19 protein-coding genes and 2 pseudogenes are annotated in these 24308 nt (G+C 60.0%); 11 read left to right on the plus strand and 10 right to left on the minus strand.

Translation table 11 applies throughout. From position 1 onward, the window contains the following. Positions 1–123 precede the first annotated feature (123 nt). The 3 genes and pseudogenes from AM586_RS04540 to AM586_RS04550 form a co-directional block, all read left to right on the plus strand. Entirely contained in the window at positions 124–477 is a 354-nt protein-coding gene (locus AM586_RS04540) for a transposase (RefSeq protein ID WP_082439641.1), read from the plus strand. 129 nt (positions 478–606) lie between these two features. Beyond that, positions 607–1968 (plus strand): IS110 family transposase, encoded by a 1362-nt coding sequence (locus AM586_RS04545; protein WP_052233727.1) that lies wholly within the window; start codon positions 607–609, stop codon positions 1966–1968. An 18-nt stretch (positions 1969–1986) separates the two neighbouring features. Next, positions 1987–2871: pseudogene (locus AM586_RS04550) on the plus strand (IS3 family transposase); the annotation flags it as partial. 464 nt (positions 2872–3335) lie between these two features. Here the strand turns inward: AM586_RS04550 and AM586_RS04555 are convergent. The 4 genes and pseudogenes from AM586_RS04555 to AM586_RS04570 form a co-directional block, all read right to left on the minus strand. After that, positions 3336–4359, minus strand: a pseudogene (locus AM586_RS04555) (cation transporter). Positions 4360–4497: 138 nt separating this feature from the next. Further along, entirely contained in the window at positions 4498–7707 is a 3210-nt protein-coding gene (locus tag AM586_RS04560) for an efflux RND transporter permease subunit (protein WP_052233725.1), read from the minus strand. A 36-nt stretch (positions 7708–7743) separates the two neighbouring features. Further along, positions 7744–8988 carry an efflux RND transporter periplasmic adaptor subunit gene (locus AM586_RS04565; RefSeq protein ID WP_052233724.1) on the minus strand — a complete coding sequence of 415 codons (1245 nt, stop codon included), beginning with the start codon at positions 8986–8988 and terminating at the stop codon, positions 7744–7746. Between the two features lie 3 nt (positions 8989–8991). Then, complete coding sequence (locus tag AM586_RS04570) at positions 8992–10275, minus strand: TolC family protein (protein WP_082439642.1); 1284 nt, start codon at positions 10273–10275, stop codon at positions 8992–8994. Between the two features lie 247 nt (positions 10276–10522). Between AM586_RS04570 and AM586_RS04575 the strand changes: the two genes are divergently transcribed. Further along, positions 10523–10729: a heavy-metal-associated domain-containing protein gene (locus AM586_RS04575; protein ID WP_075791966.1), complete on the plus strand. Its 207-nt coding sequence runs from the start codon at positions 10523–10525 to the stop codon at positions 10727–10729. 58 nt (positions 10730–10787) lie between these two features. On the opposite strand, the gene cueR is transcribed toward AM586_RS04575, so the two are convergent. Then, positions 10788–11189, minus strand: coding sequence for a Cu(I)-responsive transcriptional regulator (cueR, locus tag AM586_RS04580; protein WP_052233722.1), 402 nt, complete (start codon positions 11187–11189; stop codon positions 10788–10790). Then, positions 11186–13612 (minus strand): heavy metal translocating P-type ATPase, encoded by a 2427-nt coding sequence (locus tag AM586_RS04585; protein ID WP_052233721.1) that lies wholly within the window; start codon positions 13610–13612, stop codon positions 11186–11188. Before AM586_RS04585 ends, cueR begins: the two co-directional genes overlap by 4 nt. Positions 13613–14213: 601 nt before the next feature. Between AM586_RS04585 and AM586_RS04590 the strand changes: the two genes are divergently transcribed. Continuing rightward, positions 14214–14804 carry a hypothetical protein gene (locus tag AM586_RS04590; RefSeq protein WP_197416425.1) on the plus strand — a complete coding sequence of 197 codons (591 nt, stop codon included), beginning with the start codon at positions 14214–14216 and terminating at the stop codon, positions 14802–14804. 127 nt (positions 14805–14931) lie between these two features. Here the strand turns inward: AM586_RS04590 and AM586_RS04595 are convergent, their stop codons facing one another. Beyond that, the gene (locus AM586_RS04595; protein ID WP_052233720.1) at positions 14932–15360 is read right to left on the minus strand and encodes a DUF4440 domain-containing protein; all 429 of its coding nucleotides are present in this window, start codon (positions 15358–15360) and stop codon (positions 14932–14934) included. A 125-nt stretch (positions 15361–15485) separates the two neighbouring features. Next, positions 15486–16061 carry a hypothetical protein gene (locus tag AM586_RS04600; RefSeq protein WP_052233719.1) on the minus strand — a complete coding sequence of 192 codons (576 nt, stop codon included), beginning with the start codon at positions 16059–16061 and terminating at the stop codon, positions 15486–15488. A 611-nt stretch (positions 16062–16672) separates the two neighbouring features. Here AM586_RS04600 and AM586_RS04610 point away from each other — a divergent pair. The 3 genes from AM586_RS04610 to AM586_RS04620 are packed head-to-tail and all read left to right on the plus strand — an operon-like array spanning position 16673 to position 19751. After that, positions 16673–16996, plus strand: coding sequence for a hypothetical protein (locus AM586_RS04610; protein ID WP_052233717.1), 324 nt, complete (start codon positions 16673–16675; stop codon positions 16994–16996). Continuing rightward, a complete protein-coding gene (locus AM586_RS04615) occupies positions 16993–18363 on the plus strand; it encodes a TolC family protein (RefSeq protein WP_052233716.1) in 1371 nt (456 codons plus the stop codon). The genes AM586_RS04610 and AM586_RS04615 overlap by 4 nt, the downstream gene beginning before the upstream one ends. Next, positions 18360–19751, plus strand: a complete 1392-nt coding sequence (locus tag AM586_RS04620) for a copper oxidase (RefSeq protein ID WP_052233715.1) — start codon at positions 18360–18362, stop codon at positions 19749–19751. The genes AM586_RS04615 and AM586_RS04620 overlap by 4 nt, the downstream gene beginning before the upstream one ends. Positions 19752–20626: 875 nt before the next feature. Here the strand turns inward: AM586_RS04620 and AM586_RS04630 are convergent. Further along, positions 20627–22012, minus strand: coding sequence for a heavy metal sensor histidine kinase (locus AM586_RS04630; protein ID WP_052233714.1), 1386 nt, complete (start codon positions 22010–22012; stop codon positions 20627–20629). Continuing rightward, complete coding sequence (locus tag AM586_RS04635; protein ID WP_052233713.1) at positions 22009–22686, minus strand: heavy metal response regulator transcription factor; 678 nt, start codon at positions 22684–22686, stop codon at positions 22009–22011. The genes AM586_RS04630 and AM586_RS04635 overlap by 4 nt, the downstream gene beginning before the upstream one ends. A gap of 238 nt (positions 22687–22924) precedes the next feature. On the opposite strand from AM586_RS04635, the gene AM586_RS04640 reads away from it, so the two are divergent. The 3 genes from AM586_RS04640 to copC all read left to right on the plus strand — a co-directional run bounded on the left by AM586_RS04640 (position 22925) and on the right by copC (position 24061). Next, positions 22925–23200, plus strand: coding sequence for a CopK family periplasmic copper-binding protein (locus AM586_RS04640; protein ID WP_052233712.1), 276 nt, complete (start codon positions 22925–22927; stop codon positions 23198–23200). Between the two features lie 56 nt (positions 23201–23256). Beyond that, a complete protein-coding gene (locus tag AM586_RS04645) occupies positions 23257–23616 on the plus strand; it encodes a copper-binding protein (RefSeq protein ID WP_052233711.1) in 360 nt (119 codons plus the stop codon). Between the two features lie 79 nt (positions 23617–23695). Then, positions 23696–24061, plus strand: coding sequence for a copper homeostasis periplasmic binding protein CopC (gene copC / locus AM586_RS04650; RefSeq protein WP_052233710.1), 366 nt, complete (start codon positions 23696–23698; stop codon positions 24059–24061). Positions 24062–24308: the final 247 nt, after the last annotated feature.

Genomic DNA, 24308 nt, shown 5'->3' on the forward strand with positions numbered 1-24308 from the left:
CACAGTGCGTGGACTGTCTTGATATTCGCCTGACAATTTGCTTGATCTAGGAGCCGCAGGTTGGCCTTCCCCCACCACGACGGACACTTTCGATAGGTATGATGTCCCTATCGGAGGTATTACATGGCACGTGAAAGACGAGTATTTTCAGAAGAGTTCAAGCGCGAAGCAGTCAAGTTGGTAGGCCAGCCTGGTGCGAGCAAGGCGGCAATAGCCCGTGACCTTGGCATCGGCGCCAACTTGCTGGGACGGTGGTGCCGAGATGCTAACGTTGATGTAGAGGTCGCAGTCGGGCACGAGAAGGTATCGGCTCAAGAATACGAGCGTATGCGGCGCGAGCTGGCGAAGGTCAAGACGGAGCGCGACATATTAAAAAACCGCCCCACACGGTCGCCCGTGGCCCTCATGAATAGAAACTTCAGAGGCGTACACTGGATGCACGCAGAGACCGTGACCGAACGCTTTTTGGAGGCATAGACCCCGTCAAAAAACCTGGTCCAGGGGAAGCTGCGGACTCATATGTGGCGGCACCACTTGGCGACCCCGTTTAGGAAGTTGATCAAATCCGAGTCCCCGTCCTGCGCCTGACTAACCAGGAGGTGGTCCATGTCCGATGAGCGCTCACGATCCAAGCCCAGCGGGCTGCCGATCATTCATCCCTTCGCGGCCGGTATCGATATCGGTTCACGATTCCACGTCGCCGCCGTCAGCCCGGATCTGTGCGATGAGCCGGTCCAGACATTCCAGGCTTTCACCAGCGATCTGGAACGCATGGCCAACTGGCTAGTCGCAACCGGAACGAAAACGGTTGTGATGGAATCGACCGGCGTGTATTGGGTTGCGGCCTATGAGGTACTTGAGTCGCATGGGCTGGAAGTTATCTTGGCCAACGCCCGCGAAGCGCGTGCCGTCCCTGGCCGAAAGAGCGACGTCAACGATGCCCAGTGGTTGCAGCGTCTCCATGCCTGCGGACTGCTGCGTGCCAGCTTCCGTCCCGGCCGCGATATCGCGGAATTGCGTGCTTACCTTCGCGCGCGCGAAAAGCACACCGACTATGCCGCCGCGCATATCCAGCACATGCAGAAGGCGCTGACCTTCATGAACATCCAGCTCCATCACGTCATTGCCACGATTACCGGCGTCACAGGCATGAGGATCATCCGTGCCATTGTCGCGGGCGAGCGTAATCCCGATGCGTTGGCTGCGATGCGCGATGTGCGCTGCAAGGAAAGCCTGGAAACCATCCGCAGTGCCCTAGTTGGAAATTACCAGCCCGAGCACGTGTTCGCGCTGAAGCAGGCGCTTGCCCTCTACGATTTCTACCAGCAGTGCATCGACGAATGCGACGCTGAAATTGAACGCACCGTGGCTGGTCTGAATATCGGAAAACCAATACCGGATGCGCCACTGCCCAAGGCCAAGCACCGCAGCAAATTGCCGAGCGATCCAAAGTTTGACGCGCGGGCCGCCTTGTACCAGCTTACTGGCACTGACCTGACACAAATCCACGGTGTCGGCCCATTTTTGGCACTACGCTTCATTGGCGAATGCGGCACGGACATGAGCCGATGGCGCACCGCGAAACACTTCACCTCATGGCTGACACTGTCACCCGGCTGTAAAATCAGCGGCGGCAAGGTGCTGTCGGCGCAAACGCGTAAGACCAGCAGCCGGCTCACCGTTGCGATTCGGCTGGCAGCTGTGACCGTCGGGCGCAGCAACACCGCACTCGGCGCATTCTACCGACGCCTCGCGGGACGCATTGGCACGGCCAAAGCGGTGACAGCTACCGCCCGCAAAATTGCGGTCCTGTTTTATAACGCGATGCGATATGGGATGGATTACCGGGACCCGGGAGCGGACCACTACGAACAGCAGTATCGTGACCGCGTCATCAAGCAGCTGCATCGTCGTGCCGCGCAGTTCGGCTTTGCTCTGCAACAGCAGGAATCGACAGCCAACGGGTGAGTTTCTTAGGAAGGCGCTCGGCTACTTCGCAGCCGACCTCAAGTGAAGTACGGCTTCATCGCCAAATATCGAACCATCTGGCCAACGCGAACGATGTGCCGACTATTCGGCGTATCAAGCAGTGGTTTTTACGATTGGCTTGGACGGCCGACGAGTGCTCATGAGCGCGAAAATGCCGAACTCCTCAAGGCAATCAAGGATAGCCACGAAACCAGCGATGGCACGTATGGTTCGCCGCGCGTAGTGCGGGACCTCATCGATGCTGGTTTCTCCTGCAGTGAGAATCGTGTGGCGCGGCTGATGAAAGCTGCTTTCATCAAGGCCCGTCATAAGCGACGTCGAGCACCAGGACAGCTTGACTCCCCTGTCCACGCCATCGCGCCGAATCTGCTGGACCGGCAGTTTGAAGCCACAGGGCCGAATCAAAAATGGGCCGCGGATTTTACCTACGTGTGGACTGGCGAAGGCTGGTTATTCGTCGCTGTAGTCCTCGACCTGTACTCGCGGCGTGTAGTAGGTTGGTCGATGCAATCGACGATGACGGCGCAGCTCGTAATGGATGCACTGATGATGGCTATTTTCCGTCGCGGCCGTCCTCGTGCCGTGCTGCATCATTCAGACCAGGGAGCGCAATACACCAGCGAAAATTTTCAGCGGCTACTCGAATCCCACGGCATCGTTTGCAGCATGAGCCGTCGCGGTAACTGCTGGGACAACGCTGCAATGGAAAGCTTCTTCTCGACGCTAAAGACCGAGCGCCTTAGCAAAAAGCACTACCAGACCAGAGATGATTTACGGGCAGATGTGTTCGACTACATCGAAAGGTTCTACAATCCACGCCGGCGTCATTCCACTATCGGCTACATCAGCCCGATACAGTTTGAAAATCTAAAATGCGCCTAACGGAAGTGTCCGTGACGATGGGGGAAGGCCAGGTCGAATTCACTTAGGCTTGGACAGAATCTGCTGAATAACCGGAATCTTCCCGTCCTTACAGTCAGCCGGAGAAACTTCGACCTTATCGTGCAGTGCCAGTTTTAGGCCAGGAGGGACGATGGCACTCACATAACGGTAACTCCGATAATGCGAGATCTGGACCTCTACAAAGCCCCCGGTCGAAAGCTGGTCCGGAGGTAGTCCTTTAAGACATTTTGGTGTATCTGCATTCAGCCTCTGAACTGAATAGAGGTCTGTCACGTACCCGGATCTCCCGTCTGGCTTTATCAAAGGCGGAGACGCTGTACAACCGACGACTCCAAACACGAAGATTGGCGCTAGGGACAACAAGGCAAAATTTTGTTTCATGTTTTTCTCCGGTTACGCCTTTATCAATGAAGAAAGCGGTCCCACCTCAGGCATTTCGATGTTCAGCGCAGTTGCAAGATGCGGCGGGCGCCATTTAAAACGAACAGGCCGATGGCAATGCCGATGACCAGGTCTGGATAGGACGAACCAGTCCAATTCACCAGAGCGCCGGCAACGATCACCCCAAGGTTAGCCAGCACATCGTTCGCGGAAAAAAATATAGCTCGCCTTCATATGAGCGCCGCGGTCACGCTTCTTCGCGATGAGTACCAGGCAAGTTACGTTCGCCGCCAGAGCAACCAGACCGATACCCATCATCAGGACGGACTGCGGTTCGCTACCGTAAAAAAAGCGCCGGGCGACTTCGCTGATCGCGCCGATCGCCAGAGCTATCTGCAGCCAGCCAGCGATATGAGCCGAACGGGTCTTCAAATGGGCAGCCCGGCCAACGGCATACAAGGCCAAGCCATAGACGGCCGCGTCAGCGAACATATCGAGTGAGTCGGCGATGAGACCCGTCGACTGCGCGATCAACCCGACCAACAGCTCGACAACAAACATGACGCCATTAATCGCCAACAGCAGGCGCAATGTCCGGGCCTCGGCAGCATCTTCGTCAGTCGACTGCCGTGATTGGCCCCGACCTTCCGTGGCCTGGCTGGTACCGCGCAAGCAGGCTCCCAGCTTGAGTGGCACGAGGCGATTTAGAATCTGATCTGCCGAACCGGTATGCACAACCTTCAGCTCCCTGTTCTGCAAATCGAACGACATCGACTCTACCTGTCCATCATCGCCGAGTGCCATCCGGATCAGGTTCTCTTCCGAGGCGCAGTCCATCTTCGGGATAGAAAAAACGCTTTCCGATCGGGTTTCGTTCGCGGGCGGAGCATCGATACCTACCGATGGCCGGGAATCATGCAGCACAGCCCCCAGGTTCAAGGGCCGCAGGCGACTCAATATCGTGTCCGGCTCCCCTTGGTGGATCACGGTGAGCTTTCGCTTGCCCAGGTCGAACGCCAACGATCGGATTCCGACCACATTGCCGAGAGCCATACGGATCAGGTTCTCTTCGGACGGGCAATCCATCTTAGGAACAGAAAAGGTACTTTCCAGGTTAGGCGTTGTGTTGGTCGACATCGCTTACTCTTCTTTCAACAGGTTATCCTGGGCTCTGAAAATAGAGCCTTATGTGAATGTGCCGCTATCGGTCCGCTCCCGAGGCCATCATTCCTTTTGCGAAATAGCCGGGTTGGACGCTTCCGTCACCGCATGCGCAGCTGCAGGACGGGCAAACCGAGCACAAAGGGCTGGCAAGACGAACAGGGTCAGCAGGGTCGCGGAAACGAGGCCGCCGATCACCACCGTGGCGAGCGGTCGCTGGACCTCCGCGCCTGCCCCGGTGGCCAGTGCCATCGGCACGAACCCGAGGGACGCGACCAGCGCAGTCATCATGACCGGGCGCAGACGCCTTATCGCCCCCTCGCGTACCGCACGGTCCCACGGCATACGTGCCGCAAGGTCATCGATTGCGCTCACCATCACAAGGCCATTCAATACCGCCACGCCCGACAGCGCGATGAAGCCCACCGCAGCCGTGATCGAAAATGGCAGCCCTCGCAGCCACAGCGCGGCCACGCCGCCAACCAGGGCCAGCGGGATCCCTGTGAAGATAATTGCCGTCTTGCGCCAGGAACCGACCGCCGAGTACAGCAGGGCCACGATGAGTGCGAAACAGAGCGGAACGACGACCGCCAGGCGCGAGCGTGCACGTTCGAGGTTTTCGAACTGCCCTCCCCACTCCAGCCAGACCCCTGCCGGAAGACGCACTTTCGATGCGATCCGGGCCTGCGCCTCTTGCACGACGCCAGCGATGTCGCGGCCACGCACGTTGGCCTGGACGACCACGCGGCGCTTGCCGTTCTCGCGGCTGATCTGGTTCGGTCCCTTGGCCGTCACCAGCGATGCGACCGATCCGAGCGGGACGAACCCTCCCGCAGGCGTCGGAATCGGCAGCTGACTCAACGAGTTCAGGTCCTGCCTGGCCGCATCCGGGAGTCTTACGACGACCTCGAAGCGTCGGTCACCTTCATACACCACGCCAGCATCCTGTCCGGCGAGCGCCGCCGACAGCGTGCCATACACGTCCTGGGCGCTCAAGCCAACCCGTGCCATGGCGTCCCGGTCCAGCCTTGCATCCAGAAGCGGAAGGCCGGCGACCTGTTCGACGCGCACATCGGCTGCACCTTGCGTCGCCCTTAGCTGGGCGGCGATCTGCTCGGCGGTTTGCGTCATCGTCGCGAAGTCGTCACCGTACACCTTGATGGCGATGTCGCCGCGGACACCGGCCAGCAGTTCGTTAAAGCGCATCTGGATGGGCTGCGTCAGCTCATAAGTCTGGCCCGGCAGGCTTGCGACGGCGTGTTCGATCTTCTCGACCAGCTCTGCCTTCGGCATGCGCGGGTTCGGCCATTGCGACCGATCCTTCAAGATGATGAAGGTGTCGGTGCCGTTCGGAGGCATCGGGTCGGCGGCCAGTTCGGCGGTGCCGGTCCGGGAAAAGACCAGTTTGACCTCGGGCAGCTTCGCGACCGTCTTCTCGATGGCGAATTGCATCGACTGGCTCTGGTCCAAGGACGTGCCAGGAATACGCCAGGCTTGCAGCAGGACGTCTTTTTCGTCCAGCGTCGGAAGGAATTCCTGCCCGAGGGTCGTGAACAGCAGCAGGGCCAATCCAAACGCGCCAATGCCGACGCCCCCCGTCAGTTTCGGCCGGGCCAAAGCGCGGTCCAGCGAGGACGCATAGCGCGTGGTCGCGGCGGCCACAAACCGGTTTTCCCGCTCTTCGACCTTTTTGGACAGCCATAGCGCGATGACGGCCGGTACAAAGGTCAGAGACAGCACGAATGCAAACGCGAGCGCCAGGATGACGGTCACCGCCATGGGCATGAACATCCGGCCTTCGACACCCTGGAAGGTCAGCAAGGGGACGTACACCAGCATGATGATGGCCTGGCCGTAGACGCTGGGGCGGATCATTTCACGTGCAGCGACAGCGACCGTCTCCAGCCGCTCGGCTTTGTTCAGCACGCGGCCGGCCTGATGCTGCTGCTCGGACAAGCGCCGCAGGGCATTCTCGACAATAATGACTGCGCCGTCGACGATCAGCCCGAAGTCGAGCGCGCCGAGGCTCATCAGGTTCGCGGTCACACCGGCACGCAGCATGCCCATCGAAGTCAGCAGCATCGTCACCGGAATGACTGCCGCCGCGATCAGCGCCGCGCGGATATTGCCGAGCAATGCGAACAGCACCGCGATGACAAGCAGCGCACCTTCGGCCAGGTTGGTCGCGACGGTCGTGATTGTGGCGTCGACGAGCCGCGTTCGGTCGAGGACCGGCCTGACGACCACGTCGGCCGGCAAGGACCGGGCGATCTCCTTGAGACGTGCATCGACTGCAGCGGCGACCGTACGGCTGTTTTCCCCGATGCGCATCACGGCGGTTCCGATCACGACCTCCCGGCCAGCCTCCGAGGCAGAGCCAAAACGTACCGCATGACCGACACCGACCTGCGCGACCTGGGAAACCAGGATGGGCGTGCCGTTGCGTGTGGCGACGACGATCTTGCCCAGTTCTTCGAGCGTGGTTACCCGCGCGTCGGCGCGCACCGTCAACGCCTCGCCGTTACGTTCGACGACGCCAGCGCCCGAGCTGGTATTGTTGCGCTCCAGTGTCTCGGCCAGGGTGCCCAGGTTCAGGCCCGCGGCAGCGAGCCGCTGCGGATCGGGCATAACCACGTACTGCTTCACATAGCCGCCCAGCACATCGACACCAGCGAGGCCCTTGGTTGTCTTGAGCTGCGGTGCCACGATCCAGTCCTGGACCGTTCGCAGATACGTCGCCTTCTCGATGTCGCTGCGCAGCCGCGTTCCCTCTGGCGTCACGTAGCTGCCATCGGCCTGCAAACCGCTCTTGGCTCCCGCCTCATGCTTGTCCGCGAATTCAACGGTCCACATGTAGATGTCTCCAAGGCCAGTGGCCACCGGTCCAATTTGCGGCGATACGCCAGCAGGCAAGTCCCGCTCTGCAGATCGCAAGCGCTCTGCGACTTGCTGCCGGGCGAAGTAGATATCCGTCTTGTCCGCAAACACTGCCGTCACCTGGGCAAAGCCATGGCGCGTCAGCGAGCGGGTCGATTCCAGTCCCGGGATTCCCGCGAGTGCCGTCTCGATCGGGAAGGTCACCTGCCGTTCCACATCGGCAGGCGAAAGCGCCGGCGCAGACGTGTTGATCTGTACCTGGACATTGGTAATGTCGGGCACCGCGTCAATCGGCAGGCGCGTCAGGGCGACCGCGCCGACCAGTGCTGCCAGCAGGGTCGCAAACAGGACCAGCCAGCGGCGGGTGACGGAGAATGTAACGATGCGAGCGATCATTGCAGGCGCTCTCCCCAGGGGTTTGGTGACCTCGTATCAATCGTCATCGCCGGCACCTTCACCCTTGCCCAGCTCCGCCTTCAACACATAGCTGTTAGCCACGGCGACACGCTCCTCCCCGGCCAGCCCGGACAGGACCGTGACGTAGTTGCCGTTGGCAGGACCGAGCACGACATGCTTGACGGCGAAACCTTCGTTCGTGCGCACGAAGACCGAAGGCTTGTCCTCGATCGTCTGGACTGCATTCTGCGGTACGGCAAGCGCAGCTTTACCGCTCGCATGTTTCATTACCACCGACGCACGTACCGTCTCGCCGACACGCCAGACGCCCTGCGGGTTTGGTAATGTCGCCAGGGCTTGTACCTGCCGGGTCGTGGCATCGATCACCCGCGAGACAAAAGCAATGCGCCCGGTGCCATTACGCGTGGAAGTCACGACATCGACCGGCGCACCTACCTGGACACGACTTGCATCGTCGGGAGACAAGGCCAGCTCGACCGACACTTCGGACAGGTCGGCAACCCGGAAGAGTTCGGTATTCGGGCCAACCACATTGCCAAGCGCAGCCTGGCGAGCGATCACGTAACCTTTGATGGGCGAGCGCACGACCAGGCGGTTCAACGGTCCGCTGCCGCTGCCTCCCACAGCCGCCAGGCGCTGCTCAGCAAGGCGCAAGCGCGCCTGCCCATCGGCAGCCGCAGCCTTGGCGGCGATATAGTCCTGCTCCGCCGATACCTTCTCGCGGTACAGGCGCTCTTCACGCTGCAGGGTTGTTCGCGCCAGGTCGCGTTCCCGTCTTGCCGCTTCCAGGTCTGCCTTGAGCTGGGCCGCGTCTCCGCTTTCAATGACCGCGAGCACGTCGCCACGTTGCACCGGCTCCCCGAGATTCCGGTGCAGCGCCGTGATCCGTCCGCCGACCGACACCGCCACCACCTCGGCACGAGACGGGCTGGCTTCAATCGTCGCCGGCACCTCGATCGAATCGGCGAAGATCTGGCGTACCGGTGCGACCTCGATGTTAGATGCGGCGATCTGCGCATTGGACAGGCGCACGACGTCAGACTCGCGTTTCTCACCCGCCTCGCCTTTCTCGGCCTGTTCGCCTTTTTCTGCCGCCTCGTCCTTGCCGGCCGCTTCGGCTTTCTCCGGCTTTTTCTGCCCGCTCGGGCGTTCCGCTTGCGCACGCGGCTCGGCGCGCTCCCGAGGTGCCTCAGGCGTCTTTGAGCAAGCGGTCAGGCATAGCAGGCTGGCGTAAATCAGGGGACGGTAAAACGTGGGCATCAATCAGTCCTTAGAGATGGGGTCGAAGCGGCCGACCAGTCGGGCGAGGCGGGCACGAGCATCATGGAAGGCGGCCAGTGCATCGATGGCGGCTTCTTGTGTTTGCGATAATGAGCGCTCAGCCTCGATCAGGTCGAGTTGCGAGAACTTGCCCTCGGCGTAACCGATGCGGGCAATACGCGCAGCTTCACGTGCAGCAGCCAGCTCGGGGCCATTGGCAGAGGCGGCGCTTGCCCTGGCATTGGCGACGTCAGCGCGGGCAGCATCCAGGCTCTCGGCGATTTCCAGCTCAACCGCTTGACGATCGGCTTCTGCCTTTGTCAGCTCGGCGCGGGCACGGGCTACCTCGGCATTGCCGCGGTTGAACAGCGGAAGCGGAACCGACAGCGCGAGCACCGCCGCGGTGTCGTTGGTCTCCTTCAGCCGACGTGCGCCGGCGCTGACCGTCAGGTCGGGAATGCGAGCACGGCGTGCGGCATCCACTCGCGCGTTGGCGGCGGCCACCTGGGCATCGGCTGCGGCCAGAGATAAGGACGCTCCCGACACTTCGCCCCCGGCCTGGGCGCTGGTGTCATCGAACCAAGGCGCCACGACCACCAGCGGCTCTGTCGCACCGATCAGCCGTGCCAGAACAGCTTGCGCCACCTTTGCCGCTCGCTGTGCGCGTTCCGCCTCAACGTCGGCTCTGATCCGCTGGGCGGACGCGCGCTGTTCGTCGATCGGGGAAACCTTGCCGGCGCCGACGCGCAGGCGAGCAACGCGTTCAGCCTGCGCGGCCAAGTCGCGCCGTTCCTCTGCGGCCTTGGCGCGGCGTTCGCCTGCCACCGCAGCGATGAATGCCTGGGTAATTCGTAAGGTCAGATCCACTCTGGCAGCGTTTACCCCAACCCGCGCCGTGGCTTCTTCAGCCTGCGCAACTCGAGTACGGGCCGCGCGTTTGCCACCCAGCTCCAGGGGCATCGAGACGGAGAAGGTGGTTTCGCTCTCACCGAATCGAGCGTACCGGCCGGTGCCGAGTACGTTTTCGGCCTCGACCGATAAAGTCGGGTTTGGTAGCAACCGGGCAGCCTGTACCGCCGCCTCGGACGCACCGACGCTGGCTTCCGCGCTACGAAGGCCAGGCGCGGTTTCCAAAGCACGGGCAATCGCTTGGCTTAACGTAAGCGTGCCTGCGGATGTACTCAGTCCGGAAGAATTCTGAGCGTACAACGGCGTTACGGGCGCAAGCGACGCCGTGAAGAGCACTACGGCAGCGAGATAGGCACTGTGTGGAAAGCGGATGGCCATGCAAAACCTTTTGCATACGTGTATCTCCACTTTATAAACGCTGTAGTAGCTAGAAGGTCAAGTGATCCGCCCTAAATCTTCTAGACACCAGACAGCCGTTGAGGTCAGGATTTGTCTAGCGAACTGGAGAATTCCACCCATCAAATCGCTCCCTGAAATATTGAAACGCTCGTTTATCAACAAGACGCTTGACCCTCTCATCATGGAAAGGTTTAGAGTGAAAACTCACTTTATCAGGAGGTAAATTATGTACGAGCTTCAAGTCGAAGGGATGAGCTGCGGCGGTTGCGTTCGGAGCGTGACGAAATCCGTGCAAACGGTAGATGGCAACGCCAAGGTCGAAGTCGACCTTGCAAGTAAAACTGTACGTGTCGACAGCCAAGCGAGTCTCGACGAGGTGAGGTCGGCAATTGCAGATGCTGGTTATCCCGTCAGCGCAAGTGTAGCCATCTAACAGTCAGGCGAGGCGGGCCATTGAGCTCCGCCTCGCCTGAAGCAGCAGGGATAAGCAGTCACGCAGACATGTGCTTGCAAGCCAGATCATCGAGAATCGGGCAATCCGGTCGCTCGTCGCCATGGCAATTGTTGGCGACGTGCCGTAACTGGTCCCGGATCGACTGCAGCTTCCGGATGTCGTCCTCCAACTCGGCAATATATCCCTGCGCCAGCTGCTTCACGTCCGCACTATGCCTGCCGCGGTCCTGCCACAGGCTCAGCAACGTTTTAATTCGCTCTATCGAAAACCCGAGGTCCCGCGAGCGTTTGATGAACCGGAGCGTTTGCACGTCCTTGTCCGTGTATTGCCGATAACCGGAGCCGGTCCTACTCGCGGCGGAGATCAGGTCGATACTCTCGTAGTACCGAATCATCTTCGCGGTCACCCCCGACGCCTCCGCAGCCTGCCCGATATTCATTGCTTTGCTCCCTTTGCAAACGCCGGCTGCCACCGGCGTAGCAATAGCGCGTTCGACACGACAGAGACGCTGGAAAACGCCATCGCGGCGCCGGCAATCACCGGGTTGAGGTATCCCATCGCCGCCAGCGGGATCCCGATCAGGTTGTAGATGAAGGCCCAGCCGAGGTTCTGCTGAATCTTGCGATAGGTCTTCTTCGAGATGTCGATAGCGTCGGCCACGAGCGCGGGATCCCCGCGCATCAACGTGATACCGGCGCTGTGCATCGCCACGTCGGTTCCGGTCGACATTGCGATGCCGACGTCCGCCGAGGCGAGCGCGGGCGCGTCATTAATACCGTCCCCCACCATCGCCACCCTCTTCCCGCCCGCCTTCATCGAAGCGACGATATCCGCCTTGTCCGCCGGGAGCACCTCTGCGTGGAAATCATCGATCCCGACAGCCGCGGCGACCGATCGGGCGCTGCCGGCATTGTCACCCGTCAGCATGACCGCTGAGACACCCATGTCGCGCAGCCGCTGGACGGCTGTCGCGGCAGATGACTTTACGGTGTCGCCGAAGGCCAGCAAACCCATCAATTCGAATGCGGTTCCCTTTTCTACTGCGAGCCAGGAAACCGTGCGGCCCGAATCTTCATGGCGCTTCGCAACGTCCTCCATACCAGTAGTCTGCAGTCCGATTTCTTGTAGTAGTCGTCGGTTACCGAGAAACACGGTTGCCCCATCGACGTCCGCGAACACCCCGCGTCCTGGCAGCGCCTGTGCGCCCGACGCGGCAAGCGGCTGGATGTCCTGACGTTTGGCTTCGGCCTGGACCGCGCGTGCCAGCGGGTGGTCGCTGTACTGCTGGACCGCGCTCGCGAGCGCGAGCACTTCACGCTGGTGCCGCGCGCCAGTCTCAATCGCCACGATGGCTGGCTTTCCTTCCGTGAGCGTACCGGTCTTGTCGAACGCCACGACATCGAGCGCATGGGCGGTCTCGAGTGCTTCAGCGTCCTTGATGAGGATGCCGTAACGTGCCGCGACTCCCGTCCCAGCCATGATCGATGTCGGCGTGGCCAGGCCAAGCGCGCAAGGGCAGGCGATCACTTGGACGGCGACCGCGTTGAGCAAGGCCTGCTGCCAGTCACCGGTCAGCAGTCCCCAGGAGAGGAAAGTCGCCACAGAGATCAACAGCACGACGGGCACGAACACGGCGCTCACCCTGTCGACAAGGCGCTGTATGGGTGCTTTCACAGCCTGTGCGTCCTCGACCAGTTTGATGATATGCGACAGCATCGTGTCGCTGCCGACGGCACTTGCAAGCAGGACGAGCATTCCCTCTGCGTTGACTGCGCCACCGGTGACCACGTCACCGACGGTTTTGGTCACGGGGAGGCTTTCGCCCGTCAACAGTGATTCGTCGAGGTGGCTGCTGCCTTCGACGACGGTGCCGTCGACCGGCACGCGATCGCCCGGCCGCACGACCACTTGGTCGCCAACGCGCACCTGGGCGAGCGGCACGACAAGGTCGCGCCCATCCCTTCTGACGATCGCTTCCGTCGCGCGCAGCGATTCCAGGGCCCGGAGCGCGGCGACCGTCTGGTGTTTAGCGCGCGCTTCCAGCCATTTGCCGAGAAGAACCAAGGTGATGACGACCGCGGAGGATTCGAAATACAAGTGTTCCATGCCGCCGTGGTTGCGATGCGCGACGAGCAGGTAGACCGACAACGCAAAAGCGGCGCTGGTTCCCAAGGCGACCAGCAGGTCCATATTGCCTGACCGGGCGAGCAATGCCCTCCAGCCTGCCTTATAGAAGCGGGCACCGAGCCAGAACTGCACGGGCGTCGCCAGCAGCAGTTGGAGCCAACCCGGCAGGCTCCAGTCGTAGCCGAATGGCATGCCGAACATCGGCACGATCAAAGGGAGACTCAGCAGCGCAGACGCAGCGACGGGCCACCAACCAGGCAACCGGCTGTAGGGCTCTGGCTTGGTTACGGCGATATCATTGAGTAGTGCCGCCTCGTAGCCGGCTTTCGCCACTGCGGCAATGAGGCGATCGGTCGGAACGCCGACGGCCGTCACCTGTGCCCTTTCGGTAGCCAGGTTGACCGAAACCCCTGTTACGCCGGGCACCTTGTTCAGCGCCCGTTCGACCCGGCCCACGCACGAGGCACAGGTCATGCCGGAAATCGAGAGCGATACGGTATCGCTGGGCACCTCGTATCCCGCTTTCTCGACGGCGGCGTACAGCGCAGTGGCGCCGACCTCCGGGGCAACGCGCACACTCGCCTTTTCGGTGGCCAGGTTGATGGAGGCGCTGTCCACCCCCGGGACGGACTTCAGCGCCTTCTCGACACGGCCCGCGCACGAGGCGCATGTCATGCCCTCGACCTTGAACGTGATGTCGATAAGGCTGGCCTTTTCTTCGATGCTTGTATTCATCAGGTTTCTCCAGTAGTGAATACAGGATAAACCTTCCAACGATGTCAAGGTCAAGCACGATTTTTGACGTTCATGAGCAAGCTAATATTGAGGTGTAGCGTGAGACTGGCTACCTGGTACACCGTGATCAAATCGACAGCTTAATTCTTGCCAATCAGCTTATAAGAACCTCTACCGCGTATGCCTCAAATAGCCTAATCACACCAAAAGTGTGGCAAAAAAGCGAACAGCTTTTGTACCAACTGGATATTTACAATGTTTAAGATATTCTAGCCGAGCAGTATCTCGATGTATGTATTTTCAATTCGTCTAAATAATGAGAGGGAATTGTTATGCGGAAAAAGATATTCAAGCGCCTGGCACTCGCGGCTGCCATTGGCGTAGCAGTGCCTCAATCGCTAATGTCGCATTGGCGAATCATGCGTGGGGCACCTACCACTGGGCGCGCACAACGCCCCAGTTCACGCTGAAGCTCGGCAACAATCTGACGACTACTGCCTGGTCGGCGCGCTTGACGCAAACAGCCAGTGACTGGAACGCGGGCAATACTCCAGTCCTCACAGCGATCTTCGCCGGTAGCACTAGTGCCCGGACTTGCAAAATGGTTGCGGGCACGACCCAAGTCTGCAATGCATCGTACGGTAATAACGGCTGGCTTGGCCTTGCATCCATTAACCTTAGCGGCGACCATATCACGCAAGGTACGGCCAAGATGAACGACACATACTTCAACACGGCTACCTACAACAACGTCAACGAACGCGAGCACGTGATGTGCCAGGAAGTGGCGCACACCTTCGGCTTGGGACACCAGTCTGAGGATGGTAGCTCGCAGAACTCATGTATGGACTATTTCTCCAACACGGGCTCGAATGCCGGCAGCACCGTGAGCACCAAGCCGAACGCTCACGATTTCTCCGTTCTGAACACGATCTACGCCCACCTCGATTCCACTACCACCGTCGCGGCGACACCGGGACCGGTCGTCGCCGCGGCAAAAGGTGGTGTCGACGTAGACATCAGCGACGACCCTGCCAGCTGGGGAGCGCTCATTAAGCAGTCCGCCAACGGCCGCAGTTCTATCTATCAACGCTTCAATCAGGACGGGTCGGTTACTCTCACCCACGTGTTCTGGACTAACGAAGCGGCAGCAAACTGTCCAAGTTGCGACCATCGTCGCAATTTCCGGTAATGCGCGTCGATTCTCCGAAGGCCTGAAACCAAGGTTAGGGTGAGGCTCGCCTCACCCTTTTTTTCGTTCGAAAATACGGCGCACTTTTCCACGGCGGAAAGCTAGGACCGTTCGCTGCCGTGAGGTCCTACTTCACCTTCCGCGACGACCAATGGAAGTGTGTGACGACCCACCCATCACCTTTCTTCTCGAGAACGGCAGTCTCTGTTCCAAGCATGTGAATCGCAGCGCCGTTATATGTGCCTTGCGTTTCAGTCTCCTGAATAACGACCGCGAGATCGCCAGCGATATGCTCGTTGCCTTTCAAAACTTTTCTGCTCGCGCCCTTCGCGAAGGCAATATCGGCTGGAAGATGATGCCCCGCGTATTCGTCCTTGGACTGCTCGACATGGCCGCTCTCGAAAATAAGCACCGTCGGGCTGAGCAGCGATAGCGCTTTGGCCGTTTCACCATGCGCGACAGCTGCGTGATACGCGCTGACGACCTCGGTCGGACTGGCAGCGAAGACAGGAAGTGAGACCGCAGCGAAAAAGGCGAGGCAGAACAGCTGGCGCATTAAAGCTCCTTGAAGGGTAGATTGCAGTTGTGACATTACACCAGAGAAGAGGCCGCATCTCAAGCGCTGCGGCTGCCCGTCCCTGTGAATGTAGCGCCTTCACACCGCCAGCCTCCCGCAGACCATCAAGGCCGTACTATGCCAACGCGCGCAAAAAGCTGCGCCTTCAGCCACTGCCGCACGCGAGGCGTGTTTGATTCAAAAGGCAGATAGAACAGGTAAGCGCCCACTACAAGCATCAGATACATTCCGGCGTAGATGAGGTAGTGAAGCATGCTATGAGGCGACAGTTGGCCGATGCCGAACACCGACCGGAGGGCATATCCCATTACAAGGATCATCGGCACATGCAGCACGTACAGGGTGAAGGAGAAGTTTGCGAAGAACCGGCCGGTGCGGTCGATGGCGTAATGCTGGAAGGCGCGCTCCGAATTTAATTTGTTGAGAAAGCTTCCGCCGACGAGCCAACCACTGAGCACGAAAAAGACGATCACCGCCAGATAGGCGAAACCACTGCTGAACGCCAGACCCAAGAACAGCAAGGGAGGCTTTTCGACTGCGGAGAAGCCTGGGTATTGCAGGGCACGTAGGTGCGCTGCGGCCACCTGAAGTGCAGCAAAGCCTCTCAGCAGCGAAATCACCATGGAATGCCAATGGTCCTCCTTCAGATTGGTTTTCTCGAGAATCGTAATCTTCGGCATGACAGCCCTCACTTTGTGAACGGATCCGGGTAACGATATAACCCGGCCGTTAAGGGCATCATGACCAGTCCCAAGCCGGATTGCAGCTACAGTACCGCTTGAGCTCGACCTGTCCGCCAAAGGCAGTGCCTTGATGCATTCTCTTGATTTGCGGTACCATATGAAGATCATGCGTTCACTCTTCCGCCTTCTCCTGTGGCTCTCGATCACGGTGCTGTCCCTTCAGGGCAGCGCCGGGATGGCCGCTGGGAAGCTTGAGCGGCCTGCGCATGAAACGATGGTCATGACCGGTCACCACCACCAAAGCGCCGGGCAGACCGACGCGGAGCATTGCAGTGAGTCCGGCTCGAAGGTGGCCTCGTCACACGCGAAGTGCGCTACCTGCGTAAGCTGCTGCGTTGGCGCCGCTGCGCCGCCAGCTCTGCTGCCGCCTCTCCATGTACCGCCATCCGCTTCCTCGATCCATGCTATTGCGGAAGCCGCGATGACCTCCATCGTCCCCTCGGCCCTCGAGAGACCGCCACGTTTCGATTTCGTCTGATTTTTCGGGCGCGCTAGGGGCGCGCATCCAGGGCTGTTGGTCCGGCCCTCAATTCAATACGAAACAATCCATGAAATTTTCACACCTGCTGCTCCTCGCGGCTGGCGTGCCGCTGCTCGCTTCCGCACAAGCGCAGCAGGCGATGCCGGCCGCAGCGGACGCGAATGCGCCTGTTACACCGTTGCAGTACCAATCCGTCTTCGCCGGTAGCGTCAGGTCGAAGGAGGCTCCGCAGCCGCCCGAAAAAGGCTGGGTTCGCGCAAACCGCGCGCTCCTCGACGAGGAAGCGACATTCCCCATGTCGGGCGAGCAGTCCACAGCCCCCGTACCGCAGAAGACCACTAAAACGGTACCAGCGCACGACAAGCACAAACACGAAGGAGTGCACCAATGAACCCAGCTGTACGACCAGGCCTGCGCAGATTGGCCGTTGTGGTTGGCGCCACACTGCTCGCAGGCTGCGCGAGTTTTTCCCAGGATGGCGGACTCGACGACGTCGCCCGGATGACGCAAGAACGCATCGCCCAGTCGGCGCCGCTAAAACGCAACCAAGACGCGCGTGCCGAAGTATCTGCTCTGCTCTCCAAGCCGCTCTCCGCCGATGCCGCAGTACGCATCGCCCTGCTCAACAACCAGGGCTTACAGGCATCTCTGGCCGAGCTCGCAATCAGCGAAGCGGACTTCGTCCAGGCCGGCCGCCTGCCCAACCCTGGTTTCAGTTTCGGCCGAGTGAGTGGCGGCGGCGAAACAGAAATCGATCGTGGCCTGTTTTTCAACCTGGCTGCGCTCGTTACTTTGCCAGCCCGTAGCCGGATCGAGAGCCAACGCTTCGAACAAGCCAAGCTGCAGGCAGCAATGCAGGCCGTGTCATTGGCCACCGACACGCTTAAGGCGTATTACTCGGCAGTGGCGGCGGCCCAGGCATCGGCCTTCGCAGACAAGGTGCGAGGATCGGCCGAGGCGGCGGCCGAGCTTGCCGCGCGCATGCGGTCCACAGGCAACTGGAGCGCGTTGGACGCTGCGCGTGAACGCGCCTTCTACCAGGACGCGCTGACGCAGCAGGCGCAGGCGCATCTGCAGGCGACGACTGCACGCGAGGAGTTGATCCGCCTGCTGGGCCTGTGGGGGCCGTCCCTCGACTTCACCTTGCCAGATCGGTTACCCGACCTGCCTCCCCAGCCGCGCCAGCCCGCAAACGCCGAAACCGATGCGCTGTCGCAGCGTCTCGATGTCCTTATCGCGCGCCAGGATGCACGGGCAACGGCCCAGGCGCTCGGGTTGACCCGTGCGACCGGCTTCATCAATGTTTTCGATGTCGGGTATGCCAACAAGAGTACGACCGGCGCGCCGCGCGAAAAAGGTTATGAGGTTTCACTGGAGCTGCCGCTGTTCGACTGGGGCGGCGCGCGCGTGGCGCGTGCGCAGGCGTCTTACATGCAGGCGGTCCACCGTACCGGCGACATTGCTGTCAAAGCGCGATCCGAGGTGCGTCAGGCATATGCCAGCTACCGCACCACCTACGACATCGCCCGCCATTACCGCGACGAGGTCGTCCCCTTGCGAAAGCAGATCGCCGATGAAGTACTGCTCCGGTACAACGGCATGCTTGCCAGTACTTTCGAGCTGCTCATCGAGTCACGCGAGCAGCTTGCTGCGGTCAACGCCTCGATCGCAGCGCAGCGCGATTTCTGGATCGCCGAAACTAATCTTCAGTCCGCCATGAATGCTGGCGGCAGTATTGAATCGAGGACAGCACAATGATTTCCCGTCGAGATTTTTTTAAGGGTGCCGGCGCCGTCGCGGTGAGCACCGCCGCAGTCAGCCGTGTGGGCGCAGCTTCGCTGCCCGAGGCGATGGTTATGGACAATGCGAAGACTCATGTGCCGCCATTGCCCGCGACCGGCCGCCCATTCAACCCGGTCGTGACCCTGAACGGATGGTCCCTGCCTTGGCGAATGAACAATGGCGTGAAGGAGTTCCACCTAGTGGCCGAACCGGTCGTGCGCGAGTTCGCTCCCGGCATGAAGGTCAACCTGTGGGGCTACAACGGCCAGTCTCCGGGCCCGACGATCGAAGTGGTCGAGGGTGATCGCGTACGCATTTTCGTGACAAATAAACTGCCGGAGCACACCAGCGTGCACTGGCATGGGCAACGCCTGCCGAATGGCATGGATGGTGTGACCGGGCTCACCCAGCCAGGTATCCCGCCAGGCAAGACCTTCGTCTACGAGTTCGTGGCGAAACGTCCAGGCACCTTCATGTACCACCCGCACGCCGATGAGATGACCCAGATGGCGATGGGCATGATGGGCTTTTGGGTGACCCACCCGAAAGACATTGCGCGCTTTGCCGTCGACCGCGACTTCGTGTTCCTGCTCAGCGCCTACGACGTCGAACCCGGCAGCTATACGCCAAAGGTCAACACCATGCTGGATTTTAATCTCTGGACGTTCAACAGCCGGGTATTTCCAGGCATTGACACCATGCCGGTTCGCCAGGGCGACCGCGTGCGTATCCGGGTGGGAAACCTGACGATGACGAACCATCCTATCCACCTCCACGGCCACGAGTTCGAAGTCACGGGTACCGACGGCGGCTGGACGGCGCCCGGATCACGCTGGCCAGAGGTCACGACCGATGTGGCGGTCGGCCAGATGCGGGCAATCGAGTTTATCGCTACCGATCCTGGCGACTGGGCTTTCCATTGCCACAAGTCGCACCATACGATGAATGCGATGGGCCACAACGTGCCGACGTTGATCGGCGTCGACCATCGCGGCATCGCCGAAAAGATCAACAAGATCGTGCCGGACTATATGGTTATGGGTGACAAGGGCGGCTCGATGGGCGGTATGGAAATGCCGATCCCAGAGAATACCTTACCGATGATGACGGGTGACGGTCCGTTCGGCGGCGTCGAGATGGGCGGCATGTTCACCGTGCTGAAGGTGCGCAAGGACCAGAAGCGTGGTGATTACACCGATCCCGGCTGGTACAAGCACCCGGCTGGAGCGGTCGCCTACGAATGGACTGGTCAGCTGCCCGAGCCTGTGCGCAGCAGCAATGCTGGACGCAGTCTGATGCCAGCGACAAGTAAGCCTAACGTTGAACTGCAGGTGCGTAAACCCTCTGGGAATATGGAGCACTAAGCAGCACGACGTTGTTTTCGCATGTACTAGCGGCGTTCCAGTTCCATGGAACGCCTCGTGCTGCGGCGCTATTTGGCCAATTGTTTTACGGCCAAAAGTGGATCTTTGGACGTGTTTTTGTTGCAGAGCGACGAATTTCCTTCGCGTCCTTGAGCGTCTCAGGTTTTGTTCTGGACTCGACTTCGTCTTTGCCGAGCGAGAATCGGCGGTACATTTAGAGCGTGTAGACAAAATCAACTTTGATAAGCGAGTCTGTTGAGTAGCATGCGCGCCTTTATCAGCCAAACCCAAGCGGCCGAGACAGCGAGTTTGCAATCGTGATGCATCACCGTACGACGCCAGCGTTCAGTCCACGCGTGGGTTCGTTCGACGACCCAGCACACGGACAGGACCATGAACCCGACTTTGATAACCGCAGTTGGCTCAGGTGCCGTCTTGGGATCATGCAGCGTTCCGATCGCGCTGTTATCTAAGAACCTTCCATGATCCACAGCAAGCGGTTATAACGGCCGTCCAAAATAATGCGGTGTCGCTGATCAAGCCAAAGAGATGGGTCAAGATCGTTCAGGACAACAGCTACTTTGGCCGCTTCTTCGCTATCGGCCGTACACCTTTTACACGCTTAGTGGCGTTGCGAGACTTGCGCTTTCTCTCCCGTCGAAGCCACAAAAGAAAAATAAGCACCGTCGCCAAAACGCAAGCTGACACAGCTAGTCCAAGAAGAATCGTTAGATTGTCGAAATCCTCCGGCGAGTGCATACTGGTCTCCCTTCTACTTACTTCCACTGCACTTTACAGCGTCGATCGGACGTGATGTAGGGTCACGTCACCAAATGACCTGCGCTGGCACCTAGGCTGCCCCAGTCAAACGATTGTCAGGTCGGCAGCTGCAATTCGAAGGCGGTTTCACCGTCAGCCGACTTGACGCTTGTGCCCCCGCCGTGGGCACGCATGATCGAACGCGTGATCGCCAGTCCCAGTCCGGCCCCTTCCGCGTCCCGCTTACGGGAGGCATCGGCACGGTAAAAGCGTTCAAAGAGGTGTGGCAGATGCTCCGACGGAATGGTCTCGCCGGTATTGCGGACGATAATGCTTGCCACACCTGCTTTCGGCCCAGCCAGTTCAATGGTAACGCGCCCTCCTGCAGGAGTGTGGCGACAAGCATTCGACAAGAGGTTGCCGATCGCTCTCCTGAGCATGAGGCGGTCACAGGTCGCGTGCACTGCTCCTTCCACCTCGAGTGCAATTGACTTTTCTTCTGCCAGCGCCCCGTAAAACTCGATGAGCGCCTCCGCCTCCGCACGCAGGTCGACGCGCTCTCGTTCGGGAACCAGCAGGTCGTTGTCAGCCTTTGCCAGGAACAGCATGTCGGCAATTGTGCGTGACAGCCGTTCATACTCTTCAGCGTTAGAAGCGAGAACGTCTCGGTAATCGTCACCGCTCCTCGGCTGCGCGAGAACCACCTGGGTCTGGGTTAGGAGATTGCTGACCGGGGTGCGCAGTTCGTGTGCAAGGTCCGATGAGAACTCGGTCAAACGGCGGAAGGAATCTTGTAGCCGCTCCAACATCTGGTTCACTGCTTGTGCGACTTCCGCCAGCTCTACCGGAATAGCGGCGACCGGCACGCGACGGTCCAGGCGCTCCGCCGTAATCTTCGCCGCATCACGACTGATCCTGCGCAGCGGCGCCAGCCCGCTGCGCGCGGCAGCCCAGCCCAAGACGCCGCTGGCAAATGCCGCGATGCCGACTGTGATCCACAGAGCGTCTTGGAATGAAGCCATGAACGCCTGATGGTGGTGCAGGCTGGTAGCGACCTCCACGACGACGCTTGGCCCACCTGCCCCTCCGAGAGCAGCGTGACCTGATAACAGGCGCAAAGAGCGTCCATCGCTCCCCGTCACCAGCCGCAGCGCATCCGGCGTGGCGCCGACCGTTCGTTGCCCAAGCAAGTCGGCCTCGTCGCTCCCATACAGGAGCTGGCCATCGGCACTGCTGAGACGGACAATCAGTTCATGCTCCCCGATCAACGCCGCGTCGAGCCGCTGCCGTAGTCCATTCACCTCGGCCGGAGAGCGTATCTCGGCCAGCGCGTGTCTTACAAGTTCAAGTTTCCCGTTGAGCTGTTCCTTGTCCAGCTCAACGAAGTGCTGCTCGACCAAACGGCCAACGACGACGCCGAGGACCAGTAGGACCGCGCCGGAAACGGTCGCGAATAGAAGCGTCAAGCGGAGAGTAAGCGACTTGCTTGCCAAGAGCGTCACGCGTTTGTCTCCAGCACATACCCCATGCCGCGCACAGTACGAATCAGCTTGAGCTCGAACCCATCGTCGACCTTTGCTCGCAGGCGTCGTATCGCGACCTCGATCACGTTGGTGTCGCTGTCGAAGTTCATGTCCCAAACTTGGGAAGCGATCAAGGAACGGGGCAATACTTCGCCCTGCCTGCGCAGCAGCAGCTCGAGGAGCGAAAACTCTTTCGAAGTGAGGTCGATCTTCTGCCCCGCACGCGTGGCGCGCCGGCGCAACAAATCCAGTTCGAGGTCGGCCGCGCGCAGCGCTTCCGCTTCCTTGCCTTTTGCACCGCGCCGAAGCAGCGTGCGGACGCGCGCCAGCAGTTCTGAAAAAGCGAAAGGCTTGACCAGGTAGTCATCGGCGCCCAGCTCGAGCCCCTTGACGCGATCCTCGACGTCGTCCTTTGCGGTTAGAAAGAGCACGGGCATCTCTTTGCCCGCCTGGCGAATGCCATGAATGATCTGCCACCCGTTCATCCTGGGCAGCATCACGTCGAGGATCGCCAGGTCATACGGCTGCGTGAGCGCCAGATGCAGGCCATCCGTTCCGTCTCGCGCAAGGTCAACGACAAAGCCCGCTTCGGTCAGGCCCTGCCGAAGGTAGTCTCCCATTTTCAGCTCGTCTTCGACGATCAAAAGCTTCATTTGAATACCGCATCAGTTAAAGGGAATGGCAGTGCATTTTGCCTGTGGCGCGGCGGCCCCTCTGATCCTGACAAAAATGTAATCCGCGTGTCAGGATCAGGTTAGGGGCGCCCCACCCCTTGGATTATGGCGCGTCCATTACGAAACTGTAAGGATCGGGTCACCTTGGCGTTGGGTAGGGGGCGATACGATGGCTGCATCTGTTGACGAACCTGGACTTAAACAAAAGGAGTTTGAAATGAAGAAGTTGATCGCCACCGCTGTTCTTGCCACCGTGTCGGCCACGGTTTTCGCATTTGGTCTCGACGGCGTTAAACAGTCAATTCCGCTGAAAGAAGGTTCCACCGTACACGTCTTTGAGAACGGTAAGATGGCGATGGAGGACAAGTTTGGCCGCGCAGTCTATATGTCGGATGGAGAAGTCATGGAAACCAACGATGGCCAGAAGATTACCATGCACGGCAATGAAGTGGCGCGCCTGTACCTGCTGCTGAACGACGACTACCACAATTAAGGGCCGGTTGCCGTCCACATCAGTAATCCGTTGATCGATTTTTTTAAGGAGCTGAAATGACTCGCTATTTCAATTTGCTTGCTTCGGTTGCCGTTTCCTCGGCGCTCTTCATGGCCGGAGCCAACGTCAACGCCCAAGCGCAAGAACATGCCGGCCACGACATGGCAAGCGCTACCCCGAATTCCGCCGATACGGCGTTGTCCGTTGGCGAGATCAAGAAAGTCGACAGGGACACCGGGAAACTAACGATCAAGCACGGGGCGTTGACTAACCTGAACATGCCTGGGATGACAATGGCGTTCAAGGTCCAGGACCCCTCGATGCTCGATCAGGTCAAGGCCGGTGACAACATCCACTTCCGTGTAGAAAATCTGAACGGAAGCCTGACCGTAACCAAGCTCGAGACCGCTAAGTAAACCCGGCTAACGCTGCGGCGGCCCCGCCCAACCACCGGGGCCGCCTCTCAATAACTCACTTCTTTCGACCGACACCTAAATGCCCATCAAACATATCCTGCTTGCCAGTACCTTCGCGATCGCCGCCGTCACCACCGCCGGCGCCCAGGCGCACGCGAAACTTGAATCCTCCGAGCCGCAAGCGGCCGCCACGCTGGACAATGCGCCGAAGGAGATTAGGCTCAAGTTCAACGAGGCACTCGAGCCCGCGTTCAGCAAGATCAAGCTGACCGACGCCAGCAATACTGATGTGCCTTTGGCGGCCGCGAAGGTCGATGGGGCCGATGCCAGAACGATGATGGCCCCGGCGCCGGCCCTGCGTGCCGGCGTGTACCACATCCAATGGTCGACCATGACCCATGACGGTCACAAGGCAAAAGGCGAGTTCGCCTTTACCGTCAAATAACGCTTGCACTTGACCTGAAATTCTCCGTAGGCCTGTATTGTTGGGTCAGGCGAGGCAATTTTGCCTCGCCTTTTTGACTCTTCGCCGCGTCTTACTGCAAGTCCGACCGCATAACGCTTGAACTGACCAAGCGCTCCCACCGAGGGGGGATTCCACGGTTCGTCGGGCGGCACGAAAACGTTCATTGTGGCCAAAGTTCTGCCGAAGAATAACCGCGTTCCAGTTCCCGTGGCAGCGCCTGCTTCGC

This window comes from Massilia sp. WG5 (assembly GCF_001412595.2).
Taxonomy (GTDB): domain Bacteria; phylum Pseudomonadota; class Gammaproteobacteria; order Burkholderiales; family Burkholderiaceae_D; genus Telluria.

Bases quoted from the DNA above. Each gene is read 5' to 3' on its own strand.
- AM586_RS04615 (WP_052233716.1), top strand. From the start codon at position 16,993: ATGAACCCAGCTGTACGACCAGGCCTGCGCAGATTGGCCGTTGTGGTT.
- AM586_RS04565 (WP_052233724.1), bottom strand. From the start codon at position 8,988: ATGCCCACGTTTTACCGTCCCCTGATTTACGCCAGCCTGCTATGCCTG.
- AM586_RS04595 (WP_052233720.1), bottom strand. From the start codon at position 15,360: ATGCGCCAGCTGTTCTGCCTCGCCTTTTTCGCTGCGGTCTCACTTCCT.
- AM586_RS04645 (WP_052233711.1), top strand. From the start codon at position 23,257: ATGACTCGCTATTTCAATTTGCTTGCTTCGGTTGCCGTTTCCTCGGCG.
- AM586_RS04545 (WP_052233727.1), top strand. From the start codon at position 607: ATGTCCGATGAGCGCTCACGATCCAAGCCCAGCGGGCTGCCGATCATT.
- AM586_RS04575 (WP_075791966.1), top strand. From the start codon at position 10,523: ATGTACGAGCTTCAAGTCGAAGGGATGAGCTGCGGCGGTTGCGTTCGG.
- copC (WP_052233710.1), top strand. From the start codon at position 23,696: ATGCCCATCAAACATATCCTGCTTGCCAGTACCTTCGCGATCGCCGCC.
- AM586_RS04585 (WP_052233721.1), bottom strand. From the start codon at position 13,612: ATGAATACAAGCATCGAAGAAAAGGCCAGCCTTATCGACATCACGTTC.
- AM586_RS04560 (WP_052233725.1), bottom strand. From the start codon at position 7,707: ATGATCGCTCGCATCGTTACATTCTCCGTCACCCGCCGCTGGCTGGTC.
- AM586_RS04620 (WP_052233715.1), top strand. From the start codon at position 18,360: ATGATTTCCCGTCGAGATTTTTTTAAGGGTGCCGGCGCCGTCGCGGTG.
- AM586_RS04600 (WP_052233719.1), bottom strand. From the start codon at position 16,061: ATGCCGAAGATTACGATTCTCGAGAAAACCAATCTGAAGGAGGACCAT.
- AM586_RS04540 (WP_082439641.1), top strand. From the start codon at position 124: ATGGCACGTGAAAGACGAGTATTTTCAGAAGAGTTCAAGCGCGAAGCA.
- AM586_RS04570 (WP_082439642.1), bottom strand. From the start codon at position 10,275: ATGGCCATCCGCTTTCCACACAGTGCCTATCTCGCTGCCGTAGTGCTC.
- AM586_RS04590 (WP_197416425.1), top strand. From the start codon at position 14,214: ATGGTTGCGGGCACGACCCAAGTCTGCAATGCATCGTACGGTAATAAC.
- AM586_RS04640 (WP_052233712.1), top strand. From the start codon at position 22,925: ATGAAGAAGTTGATCGCCACCGCTGTTCTTGCCACCGTGTCGGCCACG.
- AM586_RS04635 (WP_052233713.1), bottom strand. From the start codon at position 22,686: ATGAAGCTTTTGATCGTCGAAGACGAGCTGAAAATGGGAGACTACCTT.
- cueR (WP_052233722.1), bottom strand. From the start codon at position 11,189: ATGAATATCGGGCAGGCTGCGGAGGCGTCGGGGGTGACCGCGAAGATG.
- AM586_RS04610 (WP_052233717.1), top strand. From the start codon at position 16,673: ATGAAATTTTCACACCTGCTGCTCCTCGCGGCTGGCGTGCCGCTGCTC.